An 18,955-nucleotide genomic window follows, 5' to 3' on the forward strand; every position below is an offset into this window, starting at 1 on the left:
GGCGGCTAGCCCTTCAAAATCTTCAGCAGCTGTTCGGTGCGCTTCTCGATGAGGATGAACGCTTCGAACATGCGGGCTTCGCGCCACTTGGTCAGGTACTTCACGCGCCATTCCGCGGCCACCTGGTCAGGGGCTTCGGGTGCGTCTTCGTTACGGTACCACACTTCCTTCGTGATTTCGCGAATCATGTCGCCCATCTCGGCGGCAGGCTGGAGGGACCCCTTGCACAGAAGCAGTGCGCGGAGGTTGTCGAGCAGCACTTCGTCGCTCGGGTTTTCCGAGTCGTCGCGGGCGCAGTCCCAGATTTCGCCGCGGTGGCGTTCCGTCCAGCCCATGAGGTGCTTCTCGGTGCGTTCGAGTTCACCCTTCGCGAGCTTTTCTTCCACGGCTTCGCGGGGGTAGTAGATGCTGTTCGGGTAAAATTCGATCATGGTCATTCCCAAGGTTAATGCCCGGGGCGGGACTTGAACCCGCACGAGGTTGCCCCCAAGGGATTTTAAGTCCCCAGTGTCTACCATTCCACCACCCGGGCAGGTGTGCGTGCCAAATATAGCATTTTCCGTGGCCGCACTTGCAAAAAATTGTTAGATTGTTCTTTGATGACACCTCTTTCGAAAAGTTTTCGTTCTGTTCTGGGGGCAATCGCCATTGCGTTTGCCCTGTGCGTGCCCGTGTTCGCTTATGACGAGGATCTGGATACCTACCGCGAAGTCCGCGAGGAACTCGCTTCGCTCCGTGATAGCTACATCGCCGACATCAACATGGCCATGGAGGAGGCCAATGCGGATAACCCCGAGGGCTGGTTCAAGGCTCGGCAGGACGGGTTCGGGCGATCCTGGAAGGATACGGATTTCGAGGCCCCGATGAGCGAAGTCTTTACCATCGAGGAAATTCCCTACGGGTTCAAGGTTCGCGGGAAAAAGGGCGAATACAAGTTTAATTTCGAGGTCGTGGTCGCAACCCGCGATTCGGACATCTTCTACGTGGTCTCGGTCCGCTCGGGTACAAACCCCGCCGCGAAGGAAATCGTAAATGAGGTCTTCAAGAACGAAGCCTCGGATTACCATAGTCCCTGCCCGAAGGATGCCATTACCTGCTATAAGGGCCGCGCGGTCTACGGAAAGTAGCGAAAATAGTTCAAAAACGGCAAAAAATCTTATTTTTGCATTATAGTAAATAAAACTTTACCGCATCCGGCGTTTTTAATATATATTTAAGGAGCCGGTTGTCCGCGGAGCCGGTTTTTTGAGGTGTATAAAAATCCGCGGAGGGTTTGAATTGCTAACTTTTTGAGTATCAAGTAGTTGTGATTTTACAGGAGTGCAGGATGAAACTGGGAATACGCCCCGGAAAAGCTGGTTTTACCTTGGTCGAGGTCCTCGTGGTGGTCACCATCATGGGCATCCTCTCCGGTATCGGGGTGGCCAGTCTGCGAAACGCGGTGGCGAACAGTCGCATCAAGGATGCGGGCATCAACGTGACTGCCTTCATGCAGCGCGCGGCGAACGAGGCTACGCGGTTGAACGAGAAACTGACTGTGGAAGTGGAAAATAACAACAAGTCACTGAGACTTTATAAATGTACTACAGTTGGCGATGATGGAAACTGCTCTGCGCATGATTCACAAATTCTTGATGAGATGACGCTCGAGTCGATAAGCGCGTTTGTTCCTGGACAGGCTGATGGTACTGACTGTCCGACGCTTGGGGGCGAAACGACGCTAAATGCCAAGACGTCAATATTGCTTACTCCTAAAATAGGTGTGTCACCTATTTCCAGTGGTTGTATTTTGATCCGATATGGAAGTACAGACCGGTTTGCGGCCTCCATCAAGTCCCCGACGAAGTTCTCTATGTATTATGAGTTGAGTTACGATTCTGGTGCGAGCTGGTTTGAACCGTAGGTGTGTTATGGATAAGTTAATGAAGAGCAAGAAAGGTTTCGGCATCACGGAGGTGCTTATCTCCGCGGTGGTTCTCGGTCTTTTGTACATGGCGATTCTCCACATGCAGACGGGCAACCGCGAGGCTTTGCTCCGTATCCGTGGGCGTGACGGCGCCATCGAGGTCGCACAGCAGGTCATAGATTCCCTGAACCGTATCGGCATCGCGTCCATTCCCGATGAGTCTACGCCACCAGGGGACGACAGTGAAGATGAGGTTGTTGGCCATGACTATATCTGGAAATGGGACCCGATACAGCGTTCCTGGGACCGTGGCGAAAAGGTCGGTGGAGGACAGTCCACCATCCAGTATACTCCGACCGTGACGGTTTCTCCTACGACCGACTATACTGCGACAAGCGAATCGAACCTTGAGTCGGTTCAACATGTCTATGCCAAGCAGGTGAACGTGCAGGTCTCCTGGCAGTTCAAGGGCTCCACGCAGTCCATTAATATGTCCACCGTGATTCGCTAGGCCGCATTGACTGTGATTTTCGCCGGGATTTGCTCCCGGCTTTTTCTTTTGGATTTGCATTTCTAATTTTTTTATATACTTTTTAAAGAGTATGGTTTTATTAGGAGATTCCGTATGGTTAGGAAATCTACCCTCTTGAAAACAGTAACTGCGCTTGCGCTTTCTTTTCTCGTGACAATCTCCTGGTCCGCGGACCTTTCGGACGAGCAGGAAATGTCTTCCAGGTTCTATTGCGTGAAGTTGACGCGGAATGTTAATTATAATGCTGCAATCCAGCTGTCGCAGCAGAATGCATCGTACGAACCGGACTCGGGCGAGTCGTGTTTCGAAAAATGGGATTCTCCGGAGGGTTACCAAACGGCATATGAGTTTATTGGCGAACTTCTCTATAATTCTAACGTTCAGCCAGAAGCGTTGTTGCTTGCTTCGGATATCGACTTCGGCGGTTATGACGGGCAGACGCGGTCGTGTAACGAATATTTCAAGCCATTCGAGTTTGATATTACGTCTCAGATAAAACTTACAAGTGCGGAAGACGGTATCTATACGATTAGGGGAATCTGTTATACCTCGCTTTCTGATGAGGCTTCATTTGGCGGAAACCTGATTGGTTCCATTCAGAACGTCCGGTTCGAGAACATTCGTCTGGAATCCCTTACCTTTGCGAGCCTTTTTGGCACGGCTGTGAATGAACCCGAAGTGAATAATGTCTATGTTGCAAACGCGGCCATAAGTGCCCCTGTAGCGGGCCTTTTCGTTTCGTCGTCGGTCGGGCTTTATGTGACGGATTTCGAGGGAAGCTCCATTCAGGTCCGTTCTGTTCCCGATATGGACTTGAATGACGCTGTCGATTTAATTTATCCTTCTTCGGTCGCGATTGGAGGCCTTGCGGGCAGCGTGTCTAATATGTCTGCGGTCGGCGTCTCCGTAGATGGCTTTAGCGTGTCGAACAACGCATACCTCTGGGATGGCGCCCCTCACTTTGTCGAGGAGGTTGCCATGGTTGAAGCGCACATAGGTGGAATTGTTGGTCATACAGGGCGTGTCGAACTGCGCCGGGTGGGGCTTGACAGATCTTTGTTGAGCGACGATGCTTCTGCGGGAAAAAAGCAAATGTCTTACCTGGGCGGACTTGTCGGCTCGCTTACGTACAATACGATGGTGTGGTTCCATTCCACCTACACCTTTAGCGATATCACTTGTTCATTGGAAAGGGGCCCGCAACATTGCAAGGCGGGTTACCTTGTCGGTTTGGCCGAGTTCCCGGATTCCCTGTATAAGGGCGCAAATGATATGAGTATAGTCTCGAACTTCCATTACACCGAAGCCGCCAACGATTCCGCTTCAGGCATGTTTGGTGAAGCTTACTGCGACTACCTGAAAGAATATATGCCGGAAAATGAGCAGAACCAGGAGCATATATCCTGTGCATACGAATTGAATACCTTTGGCGAACTTTCCGTGATTGACGTTGAAGAGAAAGCCCTCGCTCCCAAGGCCTATGCCCACGGCAACTACCGGAGCGCAGCCGGGAATACGGTGGCGACGGACAACTTTGACTCGGACACCTACATGTTGGGTGGAGATACGCGCGAAGCGGTCTCCGTGGGCATCATTGAGAAGGAGTATATGCAGGGTCAGACCTTTGCCGATGTCCTGAACCGCTTCAATGCAGATTACGGGAATGCCACGGTGGAGTGGATTGCAGATTCCTCACGCGTTTATCCGTATGTTGCATCGACTTTCCATGGAGTAAATGCGGAAATCTCCAACGTGCACAGGATTGTGTTTATGCTTGACTGCATCGAGTCGGGCTGCCTTACCGAAAGCGAAGAGCGCATGCTTGGACAGTTTAATAATTACCGGATGGGTACTAACGAGTTCGAATTTGAGACGGACGAATCTGGAGCAATCACAAATACGGCGTGGCTCGAATTTGCGGCTAGCCTAGAACAGCCGAATGCTGACCGCGACCCTGTTCACTGGGAAGGCCCGAGCGACAACGGTCCGTACAAGAGGTTCTCTGCGGACGAGGCGTACGATGGTGATTACTTCTTCAAACTTATGGCAGGTGCTTCGCCAGATTCAAACGGCGTGGATGAGGGAGAAGTTGATGTGGCTTCCTCGACTCTGTTCCTGTCGGGTAACGCTGTCCAGCTTGCCGTAAAGACGGACGACTTCACGATTGGAAATGGAACGCCTTTTGTAAGTGTTTTCCTCGAGGATTTGGACGGAAATGTAATCGATGATTCCACGATGGATTTTCCGAACGGCGGATGGCCCGAAATGATCACGTGGGAAAAGTATCCGCTTGCCGCAGGCATGTACCATGTCGTCGCAAAGATGTACAACGGGAAGGGCGACAATCCGGACGTGCGCGAGTGGGATTTCGAGGTGAATGGCGAAATCGCGAATGATTGCGGAGACTGCTGGCAGATGATTGCGCTTTCGGATGTCGATTTCGATAGCTATAAGTGGAACGATGACGGGGTGTTCTACTGGTGGGATGAATTTGCCAGTTTCGGCGATTACTGGCAGTACAAGAATTTCACAAAGAAGGATTCTCCGGAACAGGGAAAGGGGTACTGGTACAATTCGCTCGAAGGCCGCCCGCTTGTGCTCAAGGACGAAGCCTTTACCGGCGAGGCCGTGTGGCAGCTCGATAGCGTGAACAGCGGCTGGAACATGGTGGCCAACCCCTATGGCTGGAAGATGAAGATTGGCGTTGCTGGCCAGGAAAATCGGGAAGAAATGCCTGAGTTGGAATTCTGGCATTGGAACGCGCAAACTGGCCAGTACGACCCTGTGACGGAGTTGGGACCTTACGAAGCCGTGTGGGTAAGGCTCAATCGCGGCGTGGCAAAGGATTTGCCGCTTTCTACGGAGCCGGCCTTTGTCGATTTCGTGAATGAGGAAGGTGAAACGGAACCCGTGAAGTCGCTCAACAAGAAGGGTGTGCTTGCGAAGGCGGCCGGCGCCGACGGCTGGGCATTGCAGGTGGAACTCTCCGACGCAAGCGGCAAGATGGACAGCTGGAATATGCTCGGCGCGGGCAAGGTAGCCTGGAGTTCCGAGGAACCGCCCGCAGGCATGGGCAACCGCGTGAACCTCAGCATCATGGATGCGGGCAGGCGCCTTGCAAAGAGCGTGAAGGCACTCGGCGAAGACGCGTATGAATGGGACGTGGAGCTTTCGGCAACAAGCGCGCGTGCGGGTTACCTGAAGTTTGCGGGTATCGATGGAATTCTCCCGAGCGGGCTTCGCGTGTTCGTGACGGTCGATGGCGTGACTACCGAAATGCACGATGGCGAAAAAATGCAGGTGAAGCTCTCCACGACGGCGAAGTCCGCAAACATCCGTGTGGCGAAGTCTGCAAGGAAGGTTGTCGCGCAGACATTGCAGGGCTTGCGCGCCTCGCAGAAAGCCGGCGCCCTGCAGGTTGTATTCGATGCTTCTGCCGGCTTGAACGGTGCCAGATCGCGTGTCGATGTTGTCGATACGAAGGGATCCGTTGTCGCTACTGTGGATTTCAAAGCGGTCGAAGGCTCTAACAGGATTTTGCTGGAAATCCCGCGCCGCGGTCTCCACGTTATCCGCGTTGTCTCTGGTAGCCAAGTCGCCTTGCAGAAGATTATGGTGAAATAAGGGCGGGCGCACGCAGGCTAGCCCTCCCTAGGGCGCCGATCGGCGCTGCGCGTTTGTTTTTCTAAATTATACCGCACGATGGCAGAGAACTCCCCGAACGCAGGTGCGAAAAAGCCGGATTACTTTCCGGCGATTGACGGCCTGCGCCTGCTCGCGAGCATAAACATCGTGATGCTCCACTTGGGTAGTTCGAGCGCGCTTGCCTACATGGCAAGCAACACTTGGCTTATGCCCGTCTTTACCGCACCCGCATTTGCGGCAGGCATATTCTACGTGTTCGCGGGGTTCCTCTTTGCAAGCAAGTTCAGCGATCCGGAACGCCGCATACCGGTAATCCCGTTCATGTTCGCCCGCATAGCGAAGCTATACCGGCTCCACTTCTTCATGACCCTCCTCATGTTCGTGGTGCTCGTGTTCAAGTTCAGCGGCTACACGCACTTGCCCGGCCCAGGCGAAATCGTCGATTGCGCCTCGGCGGGGCTTGCGAAAATGTTCCACCCCTGGCGTAGCCTGCTCCTGCATCTTTCGCTCACGTGGTCCATCGTTCCCGACCTGGGCATGAAACTCAATGAACCCAGCTGGTCGCTCACGAGTTTCTTCATGTGCTATGCCATCACGCCGTGGTTCAGCCGCTGGCTCTTTAGGCAGAATCGCCGCACCCTCTGGATACTCTTCTTCGCGGTGTTCATCCCGGGTATCGCGTGGGCGGTGTTCTTCGGGCTTTCAGGCAACCTCTGGTTCGACAGTTACGATGAAAAGTACAGGTTCTTCCACATGTTCGCCCCCGTGCGCGTGTTCGAGTACATCTTCGGCATGGTCATCTTCCGCCTGTACAAGGAAGGCTTCTTCGAGTTCCTCAAGAAGGACTACGTGAGCGGAATCATTCAGGCATTGCTCCTTGCCGCCCTCTACGGGAGCCTCTTCCTCATGTCGCCCTCGTTCAATCCCGGCGTAAACTACTTTATCCACCATAGCGTCGCCGTGTTCATCTACGGGCTGTTCGTGCTCTCGCTCCTTTCGGGCAAGGGCTTCATGGCGCGGTTCTTCTGTATCGGCATCGTGCGCAAGGTGGGCCGCGCGAGTTTCTACCCGTACCTCATACACCTGCCGCTCATCACGATTGCTTGGGGTATATGCAACCTGAACACTCCCAAGAACACGCTCCTCTTTATGCTGTTCGTCTACACGGTGAGCACGCTCTACATGGAGTTCAAGGTCTGGAACAAGAAGCGCAGGGCGCGCGCCGTGCAGTCGAAATAGCTGTTGCTTAATGTTCGAAAAAGTCGAGGGGGAGCTCGGTCTTCTTGCGACCGGCAGGCTCGATGACCGCGGCGGAGAATTTCGCGGCGCCGAACAGGCGGTTTACGGTACCGACGACTTCTTCTTCGGTCATGGACTTGATGATTTTCTCGGAGTGCTCCATCGTGTGGAACTCGCCCAGGTGTAGCGTCTGTTCGGCCATGCGGACAACGCGTTTTTCGGGACTGTCGGCGCCGAGGTACATGCCTCCCAGAATGTTCGTCTTGGTGCGCTCGAATTCACCCTTGCTGAACCCGCGCTTCAAGAAATTGCGGGTCTCGTTCAGCGAAAGCTCGAGGGCAGTCTTGAGCTGGTGCGGCTCGGTCGCAAGCGATACGCCCCAGTCGGTGCAGTCGCAGTAGATATCCGCGGTAGAATACACGGAGTAGGCGAGGCCCTTGTCTTCGCGAATCTTCTGGAACAGGCGGGATGCCATGCCCGCACCCATCGCGACGTTGAAAAGCGAGAGGGCGCAACGCCCGCGCTCGTCCATCAGGTTGCGGTCAAAGCTCAAGCCCCAGAAGAGGTTTGACTGTGCGATGTCCTGCTTTTGCACGACCTTCACGCTGTTGTGCGCCCTGTAGGTGTCTGCAGGCAACACGCCGGAACAATTTTTCTGTGCGAACTTTTCCGCACAAAGTTGAACGAGTTCCTCGTGGTCCACCTTGCCCGATGCGCATACGAGAAGGGGTATTTCGTTAATGACCTGGTCCCTGTACTTGAGCATCTGCCTGTGTGTGAGCGATTTGACTTGCCGGATGTTGCCGGTGATGGAATGCGCGATGCCGCTGCCCTTGAAATGGATGGCGTTGAACACGTCGCCCACGATTTCTTCGGGAATGTCGTCGTAGCTGTGGATTTCCTCGATGATTACGCGACGTTCTTTTTCCATCTCGCCCTTGTCCATGCGCGGGTGCATGAGCATGTCGGCAATCACGTCTATAGCGAGCGGAAGATGGCTCCGTTCAATCTGCGCGTAGAACCCGGTCTCTTGCCTTGTGGTGTATGCTTCCAGGTTCCCGCCCTTGTCCTCGATGGCGTGCGCGATTTCGAGGGCGCTGCGCTTTTCGGTTCCCTTGAATACCAGGTGCTCGTAAAAATGACTTAGGCCAAATTCATCCTTCGCCTCGTGGCGGGATCCGCGCGGCACCCAAACGCCAACCGCAACCGAGTAAGCGTGCGGCATGTAGTCTGTCAGGATGGTGATGCCGTTATCGAGAACTGTCTTTTTTACAATCTGCTTCATAGTGTATCGTTTTAATTTTGTTCGCGGGATACTCCCTTTCGGTGCGTGTAATCCCGGTGCTTCGCCTTGACTTCTTCGCTTGCATTCATGCAGGTGGTGAGTTTGTAGTAAAAATCCTCGATTTGTTTCGGGGTATAAATTGTCTTACGTCCCGATATGCGCTTGAGCAGGACATCCTGCAGTTCGCTGCAGTGGACGATGCTCCAGAATTCGTTGTCCTTTGGTACCTTGCGGAGAATGCAGCGGTCGCTGAATACAATGAACGAAATAAAGTGAGCCTGCTCGTGGCGGATTTTCAGGAAATGTTCCAGTGCGAGGATGTGTCCGATGTTTTGGCGGATGGGGTTGTGGAACGTGTGCTCCGTGTGCTCGGTTAGGTGCTGATTCCAACGTTCGCTTTCGAGGTCGCCCGAGATTTCGCCGGAGAGGTTCTTGCTTTCGAGAACGTAGAATCCCGACTGGTGCAAAAGCAGCGCGTCGATTTCGGTGTAACCTGCGCGCGCGGGAACGTAGAGGTTCCGCATTAGCACGTACTTGCGCTTGTCGGTGTCGCAGACGCGAGCGGTGAGCGCCATCATCGCCGCTTCGCCGAAAATGCCGCGCGGGTCGTTCACGATGCGTTCATCGTTGAATTTCGGGTCTAGCTTGAAGAAGTTCTCGCTGCGGTTGGGGGCATGCGTGATTCCGTAGCCTCCTAGTTCGAAGGGCTTGCCCATGTCGCGAGCTTTATTCCCGAGTCCCTGGCGCCGTTCGTGCTCAAAATCGTGAAAGGTCTTGCGCCCTCCATCGCTGTGGTACATCTTGTGGTTCTTTTTCGGCGCCTTGCCCTTGATCTTGAAAAAGACAAGGGCGAGCAGCAGAATTAAACCGAGGAGAGTCGAAAGCGAAAAGGACATGCCGCAAGTATAGAAAAACTAGACTCTGCCGAATCGCCTTGTCTTGCGGAAGGGCTTGTCGCCTCTCTTTTCGCCGAAACCTCGCTCGTCGCGGTCTCTGTGGAACTTGCGGTCGCCGAACATGCGTTCTCGGCGGGCCTTGCGGTTTTCGAACGGGTGCGCCTTGCCACGCGGCTTGGTTCCGGGAGCGGGGCCGGTGGGCGGCTCGTCGGTCATCAGGCGGAAGCGGGCTTCGTTCCCGCGGATGGTCATGCCCGACAGAATATCAAGCACTTCCTGCGGCATGGTCTCGGGAAGCTCTACGGTGCTGAACTTGTCGAACAGCTTGATGCGACCGATGTTGCTGCTGCTGATGTTGCCTTCGCCGGCGATGGCGCCCACGATGTCCTTGGGAGTCACGTGGTCGCGGCGGCCTACGCCCAGGTAATAGCGCAGGTAGCCTTCCTCGACTCCATTTTCGCCTTCCTTGCGCTCCTTGCGGAGTCGATTCTTTTCTTCGCGGTCGAGCCCGAAGTTGTCTCCGCGTTCGCGGCGTTCGCCTCTTTCGCGCGGGGCGTCGAGCGGTTTCAATTCCGGGAATAGCGGCTGCTTTTTCTGCCAGATCTTGATGACGGCGGCAGCGACATCTTCTGCCGTAATTTCATGCACGGAACCGTCTTCGAGAGCGACGCCGTTTTCCATATTGCAGCCTTCTGCGACCATGCTCTGGACAAGTTCCTTGAACTTGTCGAGTTCGCCGTAGCTGAGCACGCTCTTGATTTTTGCCTTGAACGCGGCGACACGCTTTGCGCTGATGACGTCGGCGGTCGGCATCTCCATCACCTCGATGGGCTGGCGGGTGGCCTTCTCGATGGTCTTGAGCATGCGCTTTTCGCGCGGGGTAATGAAGAGGATTGCGTTCCCGCTTCGCCCGGCGCGGCCCGTACGACCTACGCGGTGCACGTAGGATTCCGTATCGTAGGGAATGTCGTAGTTTACCACGAGCGAGATGCGGTCCACGTCGATACCGCGGGCGGCCACGTCGGTGGCGACGACGATATCGAGCTTGCCCATCTTGAGGCGGTTGATGGTGCGTTCGCGCATGGACTGCGCGAGGTCGCCGTTGAGCGGGGCCACGTTGAATCCGCGGCTTTCGAGCTTCTCGGCGACTTCGGTGGTGCTCTGCTTGGTGCGCACGAAAATCAGAACGCCGTCAAAGTCTTCGCCCTCCAGCACGCGGGCGAGCGCCTCGATCTTGTGCTCGTTTTTCACCAGCAGGTAGCGCTGTCGGATATTCTCGACGGTCGTCGTCTTGCCTTCGATGCGGGCTTCCTCGTATTCGCCGAGGTGCTGGTCGATAATCTTCTTGACTTCGTTCGGCATCGTGGCGCTAAAGAGCGCGCGCTGGGCCGTGGCCGGGATTTCTTTCAGGATGGTTTCCACGTCTTCCATGAATCCCATGTCGAGCATCTCGTCGGCTTCGTCGAGCACGATGGCCTTCACGCCCGAAAGCACGATGGAGCCGCGCTTGATGTGGTCAATGAGGCGGCCCGGGGTGGCGACCACGATGTTCGCCTGGCGTTTGAGAGCACGGAGCTGCACTGCGATGTCCTGCCCGCCGTAGACGGGGACCACGTGCACCTTCGGCATCTTGGCGGCATACTGCTGGATAGCTTCCGCTACCTGGATGGCGAGTTCGCGTGTCGGCGTGAGCACGAGCATCGTGGTCTCATGGCCGTTGAAGTCGAGCCTGGAAAGCAGCGGGAGCGAGAAAGCGGCTGTCTTGCCGGTACCGGTCTGCGCCGTGCCGAGCAGGTTTGCTCCTTGCAACAGTGCCGGGATCGCCTTCGCCTGGATGGGGGAGGGAGTCTCGTAGTTCATCGCCTTGATGGCTTCGAGAACTTCGTCGGCAAGTCCCAGGTCTTCGAAGGTTACGAGTGCTTCGTCGCCCGGATCTTCGTCTGATTCTTCGGCCGGTTCCGCGCAGTCCTTCTTCGACTCGGCATAATCCTCGTCCGAGGTGGATGAAGTTGCCGAATCGTCATCTTCGGGCTGTTCGACTTCGCCGTCCTCGATTTCGACCTTCGTGCCGACTTCGATGGCCGATTTGGGGCCCTTCTTCAGCACGTCGCCTTCTTCGTCGACGACAACGCCGTTCGGGTTTGTTGCGAAGAATGCGGCCTCGTCTGCCTCGTCTTCGTCGGCGCCGCCGGCGATGGCAATCAGGAAAGCGTCCGCCTCGCGTGCAATTTTGGATTTCGGGTCAATTTCCTCTTCAGGGATACGCTCTTCGGTATCTTTCGACATAGTTCACCTTCAGGACCCGTAAACTTCATCTGCGGCCCATGCCGCACTATCGAATGGTTCTAGCGCCGGTTGCCCGGCCGAACCTTGAAAAGCCCCGAAGCGCACTCGCGCTTATAAACCTGAAGTTCTGTTGGATCCTTTTTTTGGATTCGCGGCCAAATGTAGAAATACGGCAGGCCGTTTCAAAGGGTGGCAAGAAAAGAAAACGAGCGGGGGAAGACCTGTCGTGGGGCCTAGGGTAGACAAACCGCGAAATCTTTACTAAATTATGCGAACCTTGGAGAGATGCCAGAGTGGTCGATTGGGCCGGTCTCGAAATCCGGAGACTGTCACAGGTCCGAGGGTTCGAATCCCTCTCTCTCCTTGAAAAAATAAGGAACCCCTTGCGGGTTCCTTATTTTTTCATAGGGTAGCGGTTCGAACCCTCGCAGAGGGTTCGACAGACGTCTGCGGAACGCAGTGAAGCGCAGACGTCTGAGATTTTGGCCGAAGGCCAGAACCCGAAGGGCTGCACGGGAATGAAATGACCGCGCAGTCCATCCCTCTCTCCAATCACACACTTTCATAGCTCTCCTCGTTGTCGCACTCTCAACAAAAAAAACTCCATACCCTTGTATGTTAATAAAAATAAACCTAAATTTGTGCGCGAAAATTTTCAAACAGGAGCTCAAAATGAAAAAATTCGTCTATATCGCCATGATTGCTGCGGTCGCTTTTGCCGTGACCGGTTGCGCCGGAATGATACCCGTGCAGCAGACCCAGAAGAAGGAAGGACCTGTCCGCACCGAGAAGTACGGCTACGTCGACAAGCAGAGTTCTACCATGGGCGTCTATGGCGCCAGCACCTACGAGATTGTCGGACCGGTGTCCTGGGAAGACAAACACAAGTGTTCCGTTCTGGATTTTGTCACTTACGCAACGGTCACGAGCCCGAGGAACGGAGCCCAGGACGTCATCAATGTCAGGGCCGAGGAACTCTGCAACAACGTCAATGGCGAAAAGAAATGCTCCTGCAAATACTGGGGCCTCTCGATCCGCTACAAGATGCTTTCTTCGAGGGAAGTCAAGGACATGCGCTCTACCGCCGAAACTCCGTCTGACGCTTCCGTCAACCAAGAATAATTGTCTGTTAGCGTAATGAAGAAATTATTGCTCGTTTTGCTCGCCCTCGCCTGTCTCGCGTGGAGTGACGATTATGGAGACCGAGGTACTTACGGTTCAACGGCGTATGGCTCGACGGCGTATGGCTCGACGGCCTACGGCTCGACGGCGTATGGCGAGAAGGGATATGGTACGGCCGGCTACGATGGTGCCGAGAATCCGAAATCGAAGGCGAAGTCTTCCAAGGAGGCGCCTTCCTCGTCTTCGTCTTCCTCGATTTTTGGCTCCTTGCTCTCGAAAATTGCTCCCGCATCCCAGACGGCTTCGTCCGCAGGTGGAGCATCCGGAGCGTCCTCGGCAGGCGACGTTTCTTCCGCCAAGCCTAAGACAGAAAAATCCGGAGATCTCAAACCGTACAAGTTCAGGCTTGTGTTCGATCTTGACGGCTTATTTTACGATGCCGATCGCATTCGCTTTAATGGCTTAGGCGTTGGGGCTAATGTGCAGGCCTTTATGCGCTCGGGCCAAGGAAAATTCTTCGTGGAATATGGCCTGGGTCTGGGGCTTAGCTCGTGGACTTACGAAGACAGCTATTACGACGATATCTGGGAATGGTGGGTCTATAATATAGATGCGCTGGTCCAGGGTGGGCTGCAGTTAGGGAACGCCATTTTGCGTTTTGGCGGGTATGTCGGTTATTTGAAGGATAACGACGTCCGCTATGGTTACTATGACGACAATATGTTAGTGAACAATTATCACTATGGTATTGCTTTGGGTGCGTCGTACTATTTTTCCCGCGTCGAGCTGGGCGTAGTCTTCAGGGATGACCTTTCCGAGATAAATCCTGAAATCGGGAAAATGGACTTCGGGAAGAAAGGCTTTATCAGCGGCGGCTTCTCCGTCGGCCTCGTCTTCTAGAACGCCTGGTAAATCTGGAATATCGCGAGTATCTTCCCGATAATCGCGGGGATTCCCGGACACAGGAAGCAGAGGATTACGCGGGTCACGCGGTTCTTCCACCAGCGCTTCACCTGCCAGATGTCATCGGAGAGGGTTTCCATCTCGGACACGCGCGGCGGCCTCATGTACACTTGCGTGAGCGCGGTAAAGAAACCGACGCCGATAAGCGGAGTGAGTCCCGTGAACGGGGCGACTAGCAGCGCTACCAGAATGGTGAGCGGATGCCCGCCTGCAATAATCGTACCGAGCATGGCGCCGCCGCCGGTGAGCATTGCCCATTGCAGGCTCAGTTCGCCAGCCTTCTCTACGCCCGCGTTGTAGCCCACGAAGATGATGCTTGCGATAATGGCGAGCGGGATGGCCCATCCGATAATTTTCCAGATGGGAGCCCCCTTCGGGATGACCGAGATGGATTCCTCGCTCGGGAGTTCCTTGTTTTCTTCGATGATGCTTGCGATGCCCCTCATGTGGCCCGCGCCGATGACGGCCACGATCTTCTTGCCTTCCGCATTTTTGATTTTGCTTGCAAGGAACTGGTCGCGTTCGTCGATGAGCACCTGCTTCACCTCGGGGAATGTCTTGCCGAACTCCTGCATCATGGAGTTGAGGGCGTCCTGCTCCTTGATTTTTGCGAGTTCCTCCTCGCTGATTTCGGTCTTGTCGAAAATGCTCCCGAAAAGGCCGCCCAGCAGGCTGAACTTGCGGTACCAGGGGGTGCATGCCCAGGTGCGCCTGAGTGTTATCTTGATGTCGCGGTCGGCGAGGACTAGAGGAATTTGCCTTTCGTTCGCTATGTTGACGGCTTCCTTGAGCTCGGAACCGGGTTTCACGCCCGTTTGGTCGCCCATGCGCTTCTGGTAGGAACCCAGCACGAGGTTCGCGATCAGCGTCGAAAGTTGCTTTTTCTTGATGACTTCCTTTAGGTCCGTCTTTTTCCAGCGGTCGGGGTCCTGGATGGACTTGAGACGGCCTTCGTCGAGTTCCACGCAGACAGTATCCGGCTTTTCGGTTTCGATGGTCTCGTGGACCAGTTCCAGCGAGGTCTTCGAAATGTGTGCGGTGCCAACAAGGATGATTTCTTTGTTGTCGGGCGTATGGATGCGGTAAATGTCTGCGTTTTCGCTCATGGTGGGGTGAAAAATAGAAAAAAAGGGGCTCGGATGTCGTCGTAACTGCAATAATGACACGGAGTTAGCTGAAAAATAGAATTTTTTTTGGCTTTTTTATAAAAAAAATGTTATATATTTGAAGTGGTATCATTTTTTTGGGAGGTTTCCTCTATGAAAAAGTTATTGATGGGATTGGCTCTTTTTGCTCTGGTGTTGTCCGGTTGCGCCGGCACTTCCGATGACCCGGAAGCCCTCGACAACGCCCTTGTAGGCTTTACCTCTTGCGTGCAGAGCTCGCGCTGGCAGGAAGCCCTCGAATATGTCACTTCGGACGAAGCCCGCGAAATCAGCAGCGACGGTTACGAATTCAAGCAGGAATACCAGGTCGCCGCACGCCGCCTGCCGCTCTCCACTCTCCGTAAGGCTGGCCTCAAGGTCGATGGCCACGGTCGTCTGGTGGGCATCAAGGCCGCCATGGACGAAGCCAACGAACGCTACGTCGTTTCCGAGGAACAGGCCAAGGTAGGCACGAACCTCGAGGAAATGGAAAAGCAGCGTATCCAGCGCCGCCTCGAAGAAGGCCAGAAGATCCTCCAGGGCGAGGAAGAAGAGGCCAAGGCTGAACCCGAAGTCGAGGTGTTCACGAACAAGTTGACCGAGGAAGAAAAGAGGAAGTACGGCAGCACCCGTGACCTCCAGGCTCCCGAGGAATACAAGGACGAGAATACGGAAGAAGCCGAAGAACAGATCTTCAATGGTGACTACGAATCCAACGACTAGCTGTTAGTTTGTTTTGAACGAATCCCCGGCGCCCGTCGGGGAATTTTTTTAGGAATTTTTGATGTCCCGTTTTACCGCAAAAATGACGTTTGCCTTGGCGGCGCTCCTTCTCCTTGCGTCGTGCGGCGATTGGACCGCCGGATCCCCGGATGCGGACGGCGCCGTATTTAGCCGCTCGTACCGATACTACTACGTGATGGACTGCCGGTTCGACGGCATCGGACTTTTCGATTGCAGCCTTGCCGCTCCGATAAGCCCTGCCTATACGGCCTCGCTCCGGATCGATTCCGACGACCTCGCAACGCTCTCTTTGGACGGCAACTACAGCTACTATTATACGACCCACGAGTACACCTCGGGGCACGACGACTACGGTAGTTACTACTACTTCTACGACAACGGCTGGGAGCTGACCTTCTACAAGGACGGCTCGGAGCTGATTTTCTGGGATACCGACGAAAATACTGCCACGGTTTACCTCAACGACTTGGACTACGAGTAGTTTTTTCTAAATTTGCGCTCACTATGGTAAAAACCAGTGAGCATTTCGTTATCGCCCTTGATGGCGGTTCGGGTACCGGGAAGAGCACCACGGCGAAGATCGTGGCGAAGACCCTCGGTATAACCTACCTCGATACCGGCGCCATGTACCGCGCGGTGACGCTTGCCGCCCTCGACAAGGGTCTGCCGGCCGAAGAAGGCCCCGCCATGGACGAACTGCTCTCTGACCTCACCCTCGGGTTCGACTCCGAAAACCACATCCTCATCAACGGTGTTTGCCGCGAAAGCGAAATCCGCGGCATGAAGGTCTCGAGCAACGTGAGCATCTACTGCGCCCTCCCCTCCGTCCGTACCGCCATGACCAGGCAGCAGCGCGAAATCGGCAAGAAGCAGAGCTGCATCCTGGACGGCCGCGACATCGGCACGGTCGTTTTTCCCGACGCGAAGTACAAGTTTTTCATGGTGACGGACGTGAAGGTCCGCGCCGAACGCCGCTACAAGGAACTCCTTGAAAAAGGCGAAAAGGTTACCCTGGAAGAAGTCCTCGAAAATCTGGTCGAACGCGACCGCCTGGATTCTTCCCGTGCGAACGCCCCCCTCAAGAAGGCGGACGACGCTATCGAAATTGACACTACACACATCTCAATCCAACAACAGGTCCAAAAGATTCTCGACTACGTAGGTGTAGTGGCGTAGTCCCGAGTCCTTTGAACCGCAACCCCAAAAAACAATATGTCTCAAAATCTCAAATTCGGAACCCAAGAAGATCTCGCTGAAATCCTTGCCGCCCAGGGAGAATGCTCCCCGGACTTCCGCAAGCAGAACGCCGACGTGTATGCCGGCATGGGCTGCCTCGAACAGGGCAAGCTCGTCATGGGCAAGATCAGCCAGGTGAACGACCAGGAAGTCCTCATCGACGTGAACTACAAGAGCGAAGGTGTTATCGACCGCGCTGAGTTCAAGGACTCCGACTCCCTCGAAATCGGTTCCGAAATCGAAGTGTTTGTCGAAAAGCTCGAAGATGAAGACGGACGTCTCATCCTTTCGAAGCAGAAGGCCGACTTCGTGCGCGTGTGGGATCGCATCCACGCGGCATTCGAAAACAACGAAGTCGTGCGCGGCACGCTCACGAAGCGTATCAAGGGCGGTGTGGTTGTCGACCTGTTCGGCATCGACGCCTTCCTCCCGGGCTCCCAGATCGACCTCCGCCAGATCCCGGACATCAACGCCCTCATCGGCCAGGAATTCGACCTCAAGGTTATCAAGGTCAACAAGGCTCGCAGGAACATCGTCGTGTCCCGCCGCGTCGTTCTCGAAGAAGAACGCAACAAGCAGCGTGGCGACGTTCTCGAAACTCTCGAGAAGGGCCAGGTTCGCAAGGGCATCGTGAAGAACATCACCGACTTCGGTGCCTTCATCGATCTCGGCGGCGTGGACGGTCTCCTCCACATCACCGACATGAGCTACAAGCGCATCAACCACCCGACCGAAATGGTCCAGCTCGGCCAGGAAGTCGAAGTCATGGTGCTCGACTTCAACGACAAGAAGGAACGCATCTCTCTCGGCATGAAGCAGCTCAAGCCGCATCCGTGGAAGGACATCGCCGAACGCTACCCCGAAGGCGCTATCGTCAAGGGCAAGGTCGTTTCCATCACCGATTACGGTGCTTTCGTCGAACTGGATTCTGGCGTCGAAGGCCTCATCCACGTTTCCGAAATGTCCTGGACGCAGCATGGCAAGCACCCCTCCAAGATCCTCTCCGTGGGTCAGGAAGTGGAAGCCGTCGTGCTCAAGGTTGAAGAAGATGCAGAACGCATCTCTCTCGGCATGAAGCAGCTCGAAAGCGATCCGTGGGATTCCATCGAGACTGAACTTCCGCCGGGTGCCCGCGTGGTTGGCGAAATCCGCAACATCGCTTCCTTCGGCGCCTTCGTCGAAATCAAGGAAGGTGTGGATGGCCTCATTCACGTGTCCGACATGTCCTGGACCAAGAAGATCACTCACCCGAACGAAATGGTCAAGAAGGGCGACAAGGTCGAATGCGTCGTGCTCGCTGTCGATAAGGAAAAGCGCCGCATTTCTCTGTCCATGAAGCACCTCACCGAAGACCCGTGGGATTCTATCGAAACCACGTTCCCGGTGGATTCCGAAGTGAAGGGCAAGATTGTCCGTATGCTCGACCGCGGCGTCGTGGTTGAACTCAACGACGGTATCGAAGGCTTCATCCCGGTCTCCAAGCTCACTGCTGAATACATCAAGGTTCCGGCCGATGCATTCAAGGTTGGCGACGAAGTCCCGGCTGTCGTGACCGAAATCGACCAGAACAACCGCAAGATCTACCTCTCTGTGGTGGACTACTTCAAGAACCGCGAATCCGCAGAACTCAAGGCTTGGATGGATTCCCACAAGCCGGGTGAATCGGGTACGACGATCGGTGAAGCCGCCGCTCCGAAGAAGAAGGCTGCCAAGAAGAAGGCTGAAAAGCCGGCCGAAGACGCCGCTGCTGAAGAAGCCAAGTAAGTTGCCGTTGCAAACCCCGTAAGGGGAACAACAATCGCTTGCGACATTAAAAGTCCCGTGGGTAAAACCACGGGATTTTTTTATTATGAATTTTAATAGTAAGTTATTGTTGTTTGTACAAATTATTACATTTGGTAGTATAGAATAAACAAGCAATTCTGCTGTTTACAAAAAAGGAGAACACGATGGTCG

The 18,955-nt window shown here is 54.8% G+C and carries 16 protein-coding genes and 2 tRNA genes; 12 read left to right on the forward strand and 6 right to left on the reverse strand.

The window, feature by feature from the left end; all coding sequences use genetic code 11:
• Nucleotides 1-5: 5 nt before the first annotated feature.
• Both B4B27_RS10495 and B4B27_RS10500 read right to left on the reverse strand, forming a co-directional pair.
• The gene (locus B4B27_RS10495; RefSeq protein WP_173365580.1) at nt 6-431 is read right to left on the reverse strand and encodes a hypothetical protein; all 426 of its coding nucleotides are present in this window, start codon (nt 429-431) and stop codon (nt 6-8) included.
• Nucleotides 432-449: 18 nt separating this feature from the next.
• Nucleotides 450-532: transfer RNA gene (locus B4B27_RS10500), tRNA-Leu, on the reverse strand.
• 67 nt (nt 533-599) lie between these two features.
• Here B4B27_RS10500 and B4B27_RS10505 point away from each other — a divergent pair.
• The 5 genes from B4B27_RS10505 to B4B27_RS10525 all read left to right on the forward strand — a co-directional run bounded on the left by B4B27_RS10505 (nt 600) and on the right by B4B27_RS10525 (nt 7,322).
• Nucleotides 600-1,127: a hypothetical protein gene (locus B4B27_RS10505; RefSeq protein WP_290726286.1), complete on the forward strand. Its 528-nt coding sequence runs from the start codon at nt 600-602 to the stop codon at nt 1,125-1,127.
• 200 nt (nt 1,128-1,327) lie between these two features.
• Complete coding sequence (locus tag B4B27_RS10510; RefSeq protein WP_290726288.1) at nt 1,328-1,903, forward strand: pilus assembly FimT family protein; 576 nt, start codon at nt 1,328-1,330, stop codon at nt 1,901-1,903.
• A 7-nt stretch (nt 1,904-1,910) separates the two neighbouring features.
• Nucleotides 1,911-2,417 carry a type IV pilus modification PilV family protein gene (locus B4B27_RS10515; protein WP_290726290.1) on the forward strand — a complete coding sequence of 169 codons (507 nt, stop codon included), beginning with the start codon at nt 1,911-1,913 and terminating at the stop codon, nt 2,415-2,417.
• Nucleotides 2,418-2,531: 114 nt separating this feature from the next.
• On the forward strand, nt 2,532-6,062 hold the full coding sequence (locus B4B27_RS10520) for a hypothetical protein (protein ID WP_290726292.1): 3,531 nt from the start codon (nt 2,532-2,534) through the stop codon (nt 6,060-6,062).
• A gap of 78 nt (nt 6,063-6,140) precedes the next feature.
• Nucleotides 6,141-7,322, forward strand: coding sequence for an acyltransferase family protein (locus tag B4B27_RS10525; RefSeq protein WP_290726294.1), 1,182 nt, complete (start codon nt 6,141-6,143; stop codon nt 7,320-7,322).
• A gap of 7 nt (nt 7,323-7,329) precedes the next feature.
• Here the strand turns inward: B4B27_RS10525 and B4B27_RS10530 are convergent, their stop codons facing one another.
• Genes B4B27_RS10530 through B4B27_RS10540 form a run of 3 tightly spaced genes read right to left on the reverse strand, consistent with a single transcriptional unit; the run spans nt 7,330 to nt 11,789 of the window.
• Entirely contained in the window at nt 7,330-8,607 is a 1,278-nt protein-coding gene (locus B4B27_RS10530; RefSeq protein ID WP_290726296.1) for a M16 family metallopeptidase, read from the reverse strand.
• Between the two features lie 11 nt (nt 8,608-8,618).
• Entirely contained in the window at nt 8,619-9,503 is an 885-nt protein-coding gene (locus B4B27_RS10535; RefSeq protein ID WP_290726297.1) for a nuclease-related domain-containing protein, read from the reverse strand.
• A gap of 18 nt (nt 9,504-9,521) precedes the next feature.
• A complete protein-coding gene (locus tag B4B27_RS10540; RefSeq protein WP_290726299.1) occupies nt 9,522-11,789 on the reverse strand; it encodes a DEAD/DEAH box helicase in 2,268 nt (755 codons plus the stop codon).
• A 279-nt stretch (nt 11,790-12,068) separates the two neighbouring features.
• On the opposite strand from B4B27_RS10540, the gene B4B27_RS10545 reads away from it, so the two are divergent.
• From B4B27_RS10545 to B4B27_RS10555, 3 genes are all read left to right on the forward strand, one after another.
• Nucleotides 12,069-12,153 (forward strand) — tRNA-Ser (locus B4B27_RS10545).
• 308 nt (nt 12,154-12,461) lie between these two features.
• Complete coding sequence (locus tag B4B27_RS10550) at nt 12,462-12,911, forward strand: hypothetical protein (protein ID WP_173366416.1); 450 nt, start codon at nt 12,462-12,464, stop codon at nt 12,909-12,911.
• A gap of 15 nt (nt 12,912-12,926) precedes the next feature.
• Complete coding sequence (locus B4B27_RS10555) at nt 12,927-13,811, forward strand: hypothetical protein (RefSeq protein ID WP_173366415.1); 885 nt, start codon at nt 12,927-12,929, stop codon at nt 13,809-13,811.
• On the opposite strand, the gene B4B27_RS10560 is transcribed toward B4B27_RS10555, so the two are convergent.
• Complete coding sequence (locus B4B27_RS10560) at nt 13,808-14,980, reverse strand: TraB/GumN family protein (RefSeq protein WP_173366414.1); 1,173 nt, start codon at nt 14,978-14,980, stop codon at nt 13,808-13,810. The two genes, B4B27_RS10555 and B4B27_RS10560, sit on opposite strands and share 4 nt — an antisense overlap.
• Before the next feature lie 153 nt (nt 14,981-15,133).
• Here B4B27_RS10560 and B4B27_RS10565 point away from each other — a divergent pair, with 153 nt between their 5' ends.
• The 4 genes from B4B27_RS10565 (at nt 15,134) to rpsA (ending at nt 18,763) form a co-directional block, all read left to right on the forward strand.
• The gene (locus B4B27_RS10565) at nt 15,134-15,742 is read left to right on the forward strand and encodes a hypothetical protein (protein WP_290726301.1); all 609 of its coding nucleotides are present in this window, start codon (nt 15,134-15,136) and stop codon (nt 15,740-15,742) included.
• 61 nt (nt 15,743-15,803) lie between these two features.
• Nucleotides 15,804-16,244, forward strand: a complete 441-nt coding sequence (locus tag B4B27_RS10570; protein WP_290726302.1) for a hypothetical protein — start codon at nt 15,804-15,806, stop codon at nt 16,242-16,244.
• Nucleotides 16,245-16,267: 23 nt separating this feature from the next.
• Complete coding sequence (gene cmk, locus B4B27_RS10575; protein WP_290726304.1) at nt 16,268-16,939, forward strand: (d)CMP kinase; 672 nt, start codon at nt 16,268-16,270, stop codon at nt 16,937-16,939.
• A 36-nt stretch (nt 16,940-16,975) separates the two neighbouring features.
• Nucleotides 16,976-18,763, forward strand: a complete 1,788-nt coding sequence (gene rpsA / locus B4B27_RS10580) for a 30S ribosomal protein S1 (protein WP_290726306.1) — start codon at nt 16,976-16,978, stop codon at nt 18,761-18,763.
• Nucleotides 18,764-18,955: the final 192 nt, after the last annotated feature.

Source organism: Fibrobacter sp. UBA2449, assembly GCF_002342555.1.
GTDB lineage: Bacteria > Fibrobacterota > Fibrobacteria > Fibrobacterales > Fibrobacteraceae > Fibrobacter.

What these genes read in the sequence shown, in the direction of transcription:
- rpsA (WP_290726306.1), top strand. Translation starts at nt 16,976, where the DNA reads ATGTCTCAAAATCTCAAATTCGGAACCCAAGAAGATCTCGCTGAAATC.
- cmk (WP_290726304.1), top strand. Translation starts at nt 16,268, where the DNA reads ATGGTAAAAACCAGTGAGCATTTCGTTATCGCCCTTGATGGCGGTTCG.
- B4B27_RS10525 (WP_290726294.1), top strand. Translation starts at nt 6,141, where the DNA reads ATGGCAGAGAACTCCCCGAACGCAGGTGCGAAAAAGCCGGATTACTTT.
- B4B27_RS10505 (WP_290726286.1), top strand. Translation starts at nt 600, where the DNA reads ATGACACCTCTTTCGAAAAGTTTTCGTTCTGTTCTGGGGGCAATCGCC.
- B4B27_RS10495 (WP_173365580.1), bottom strand. Translation starts at nt 431, where the DNA reads ATGATCGAATTTTACCCGAACAGCATCTACTACCCCCGCGAAGCCGTG.
- B4B27_RS10520 (WP_290726292.1), top strand. Translation starts at nt 2,532, where the DNA reads ATGGTTAGGAAATCTACCCTCTTGAAAACAGTAACTGCGCTTGCGCTT.
- B4B27_RS10510 (WP_290726288.1), top strand. Translation starts at nt 1,328, where the DNA reads ATGAAACTGGGAATACGCCCCGGAAAAGCTGGTTTTACCTTGGTCGAG.
- B4B27_RS10540 (WP_290726299.1), bottom strand. Translation starts at nt 11,789, where the DNA reads ATGTCGAAAGATACCGAAGAGCGTATCCCTGAAGAGGAAATTGACCCG.
- B4B27_RS10515 (WP_290726290.1), top strand. Translation starts at nt 1,911, where the DNA reads ATGGATAAGTTAATGAAGAGCAAGAAAGGTTTCGGCATCACGGAGGTG.
- B4B27_RS10565 (WP_290726301.1), top strand. Translation starts at nt 15,134, where the DNA reads ATGAAAAAGTTATTGATGGGATTGGCTCTTTTTGCTCTGGTGTTGTCC.
- B4B27_RS10550 (WP_173366416.1), top strand. Translation starts at nt 12,462, where the DNA reads ATGAAAAAATTCGTCTATATCGCCATGATTGCTGCGGTCGCTTTTGCC.
- B4B27_RS10570 (WP_290726302.1), top strand. Translation starts at nt 15,804, where the DNA reads ATGTCCCGTTTTACCGCAAAAATGACGTTTGCCTTGGCGGCGCTCCTT.
- B4B27_RS10535 (WP_290726297.1), bottom strand. Translation starts at nt 9,503, where the DNA reads ATGTCCTTTTCGCTTTCGACTCTCCTCGGTTTAATTCTGCTGCTCGCC.
- B4B27_RS10560 (WP_173366414.1), bottom strand. Translation starts at nt 14,980, where the DNA reads ATGAGCGAAAACGCAGACATTTACCGCATCCATACGCCCGACAACAAA.
- B4B27_RS10555 (WP_173366415.1), top strand. Translation starts at nt 12,927, where the DNA reads ATGAAGAAATTATTGCTCGTTTTGCTCGCCCTCGCCTGTCTCGCGTGG.
- B4B27_RS10530 (WP_290726296.1), bottom strand. Translation starts at nt 8,607, where the DNA reads ATGAAGCAGATTGTAAAAAAGACAGTTCTCGATAACGGCATCACCATC.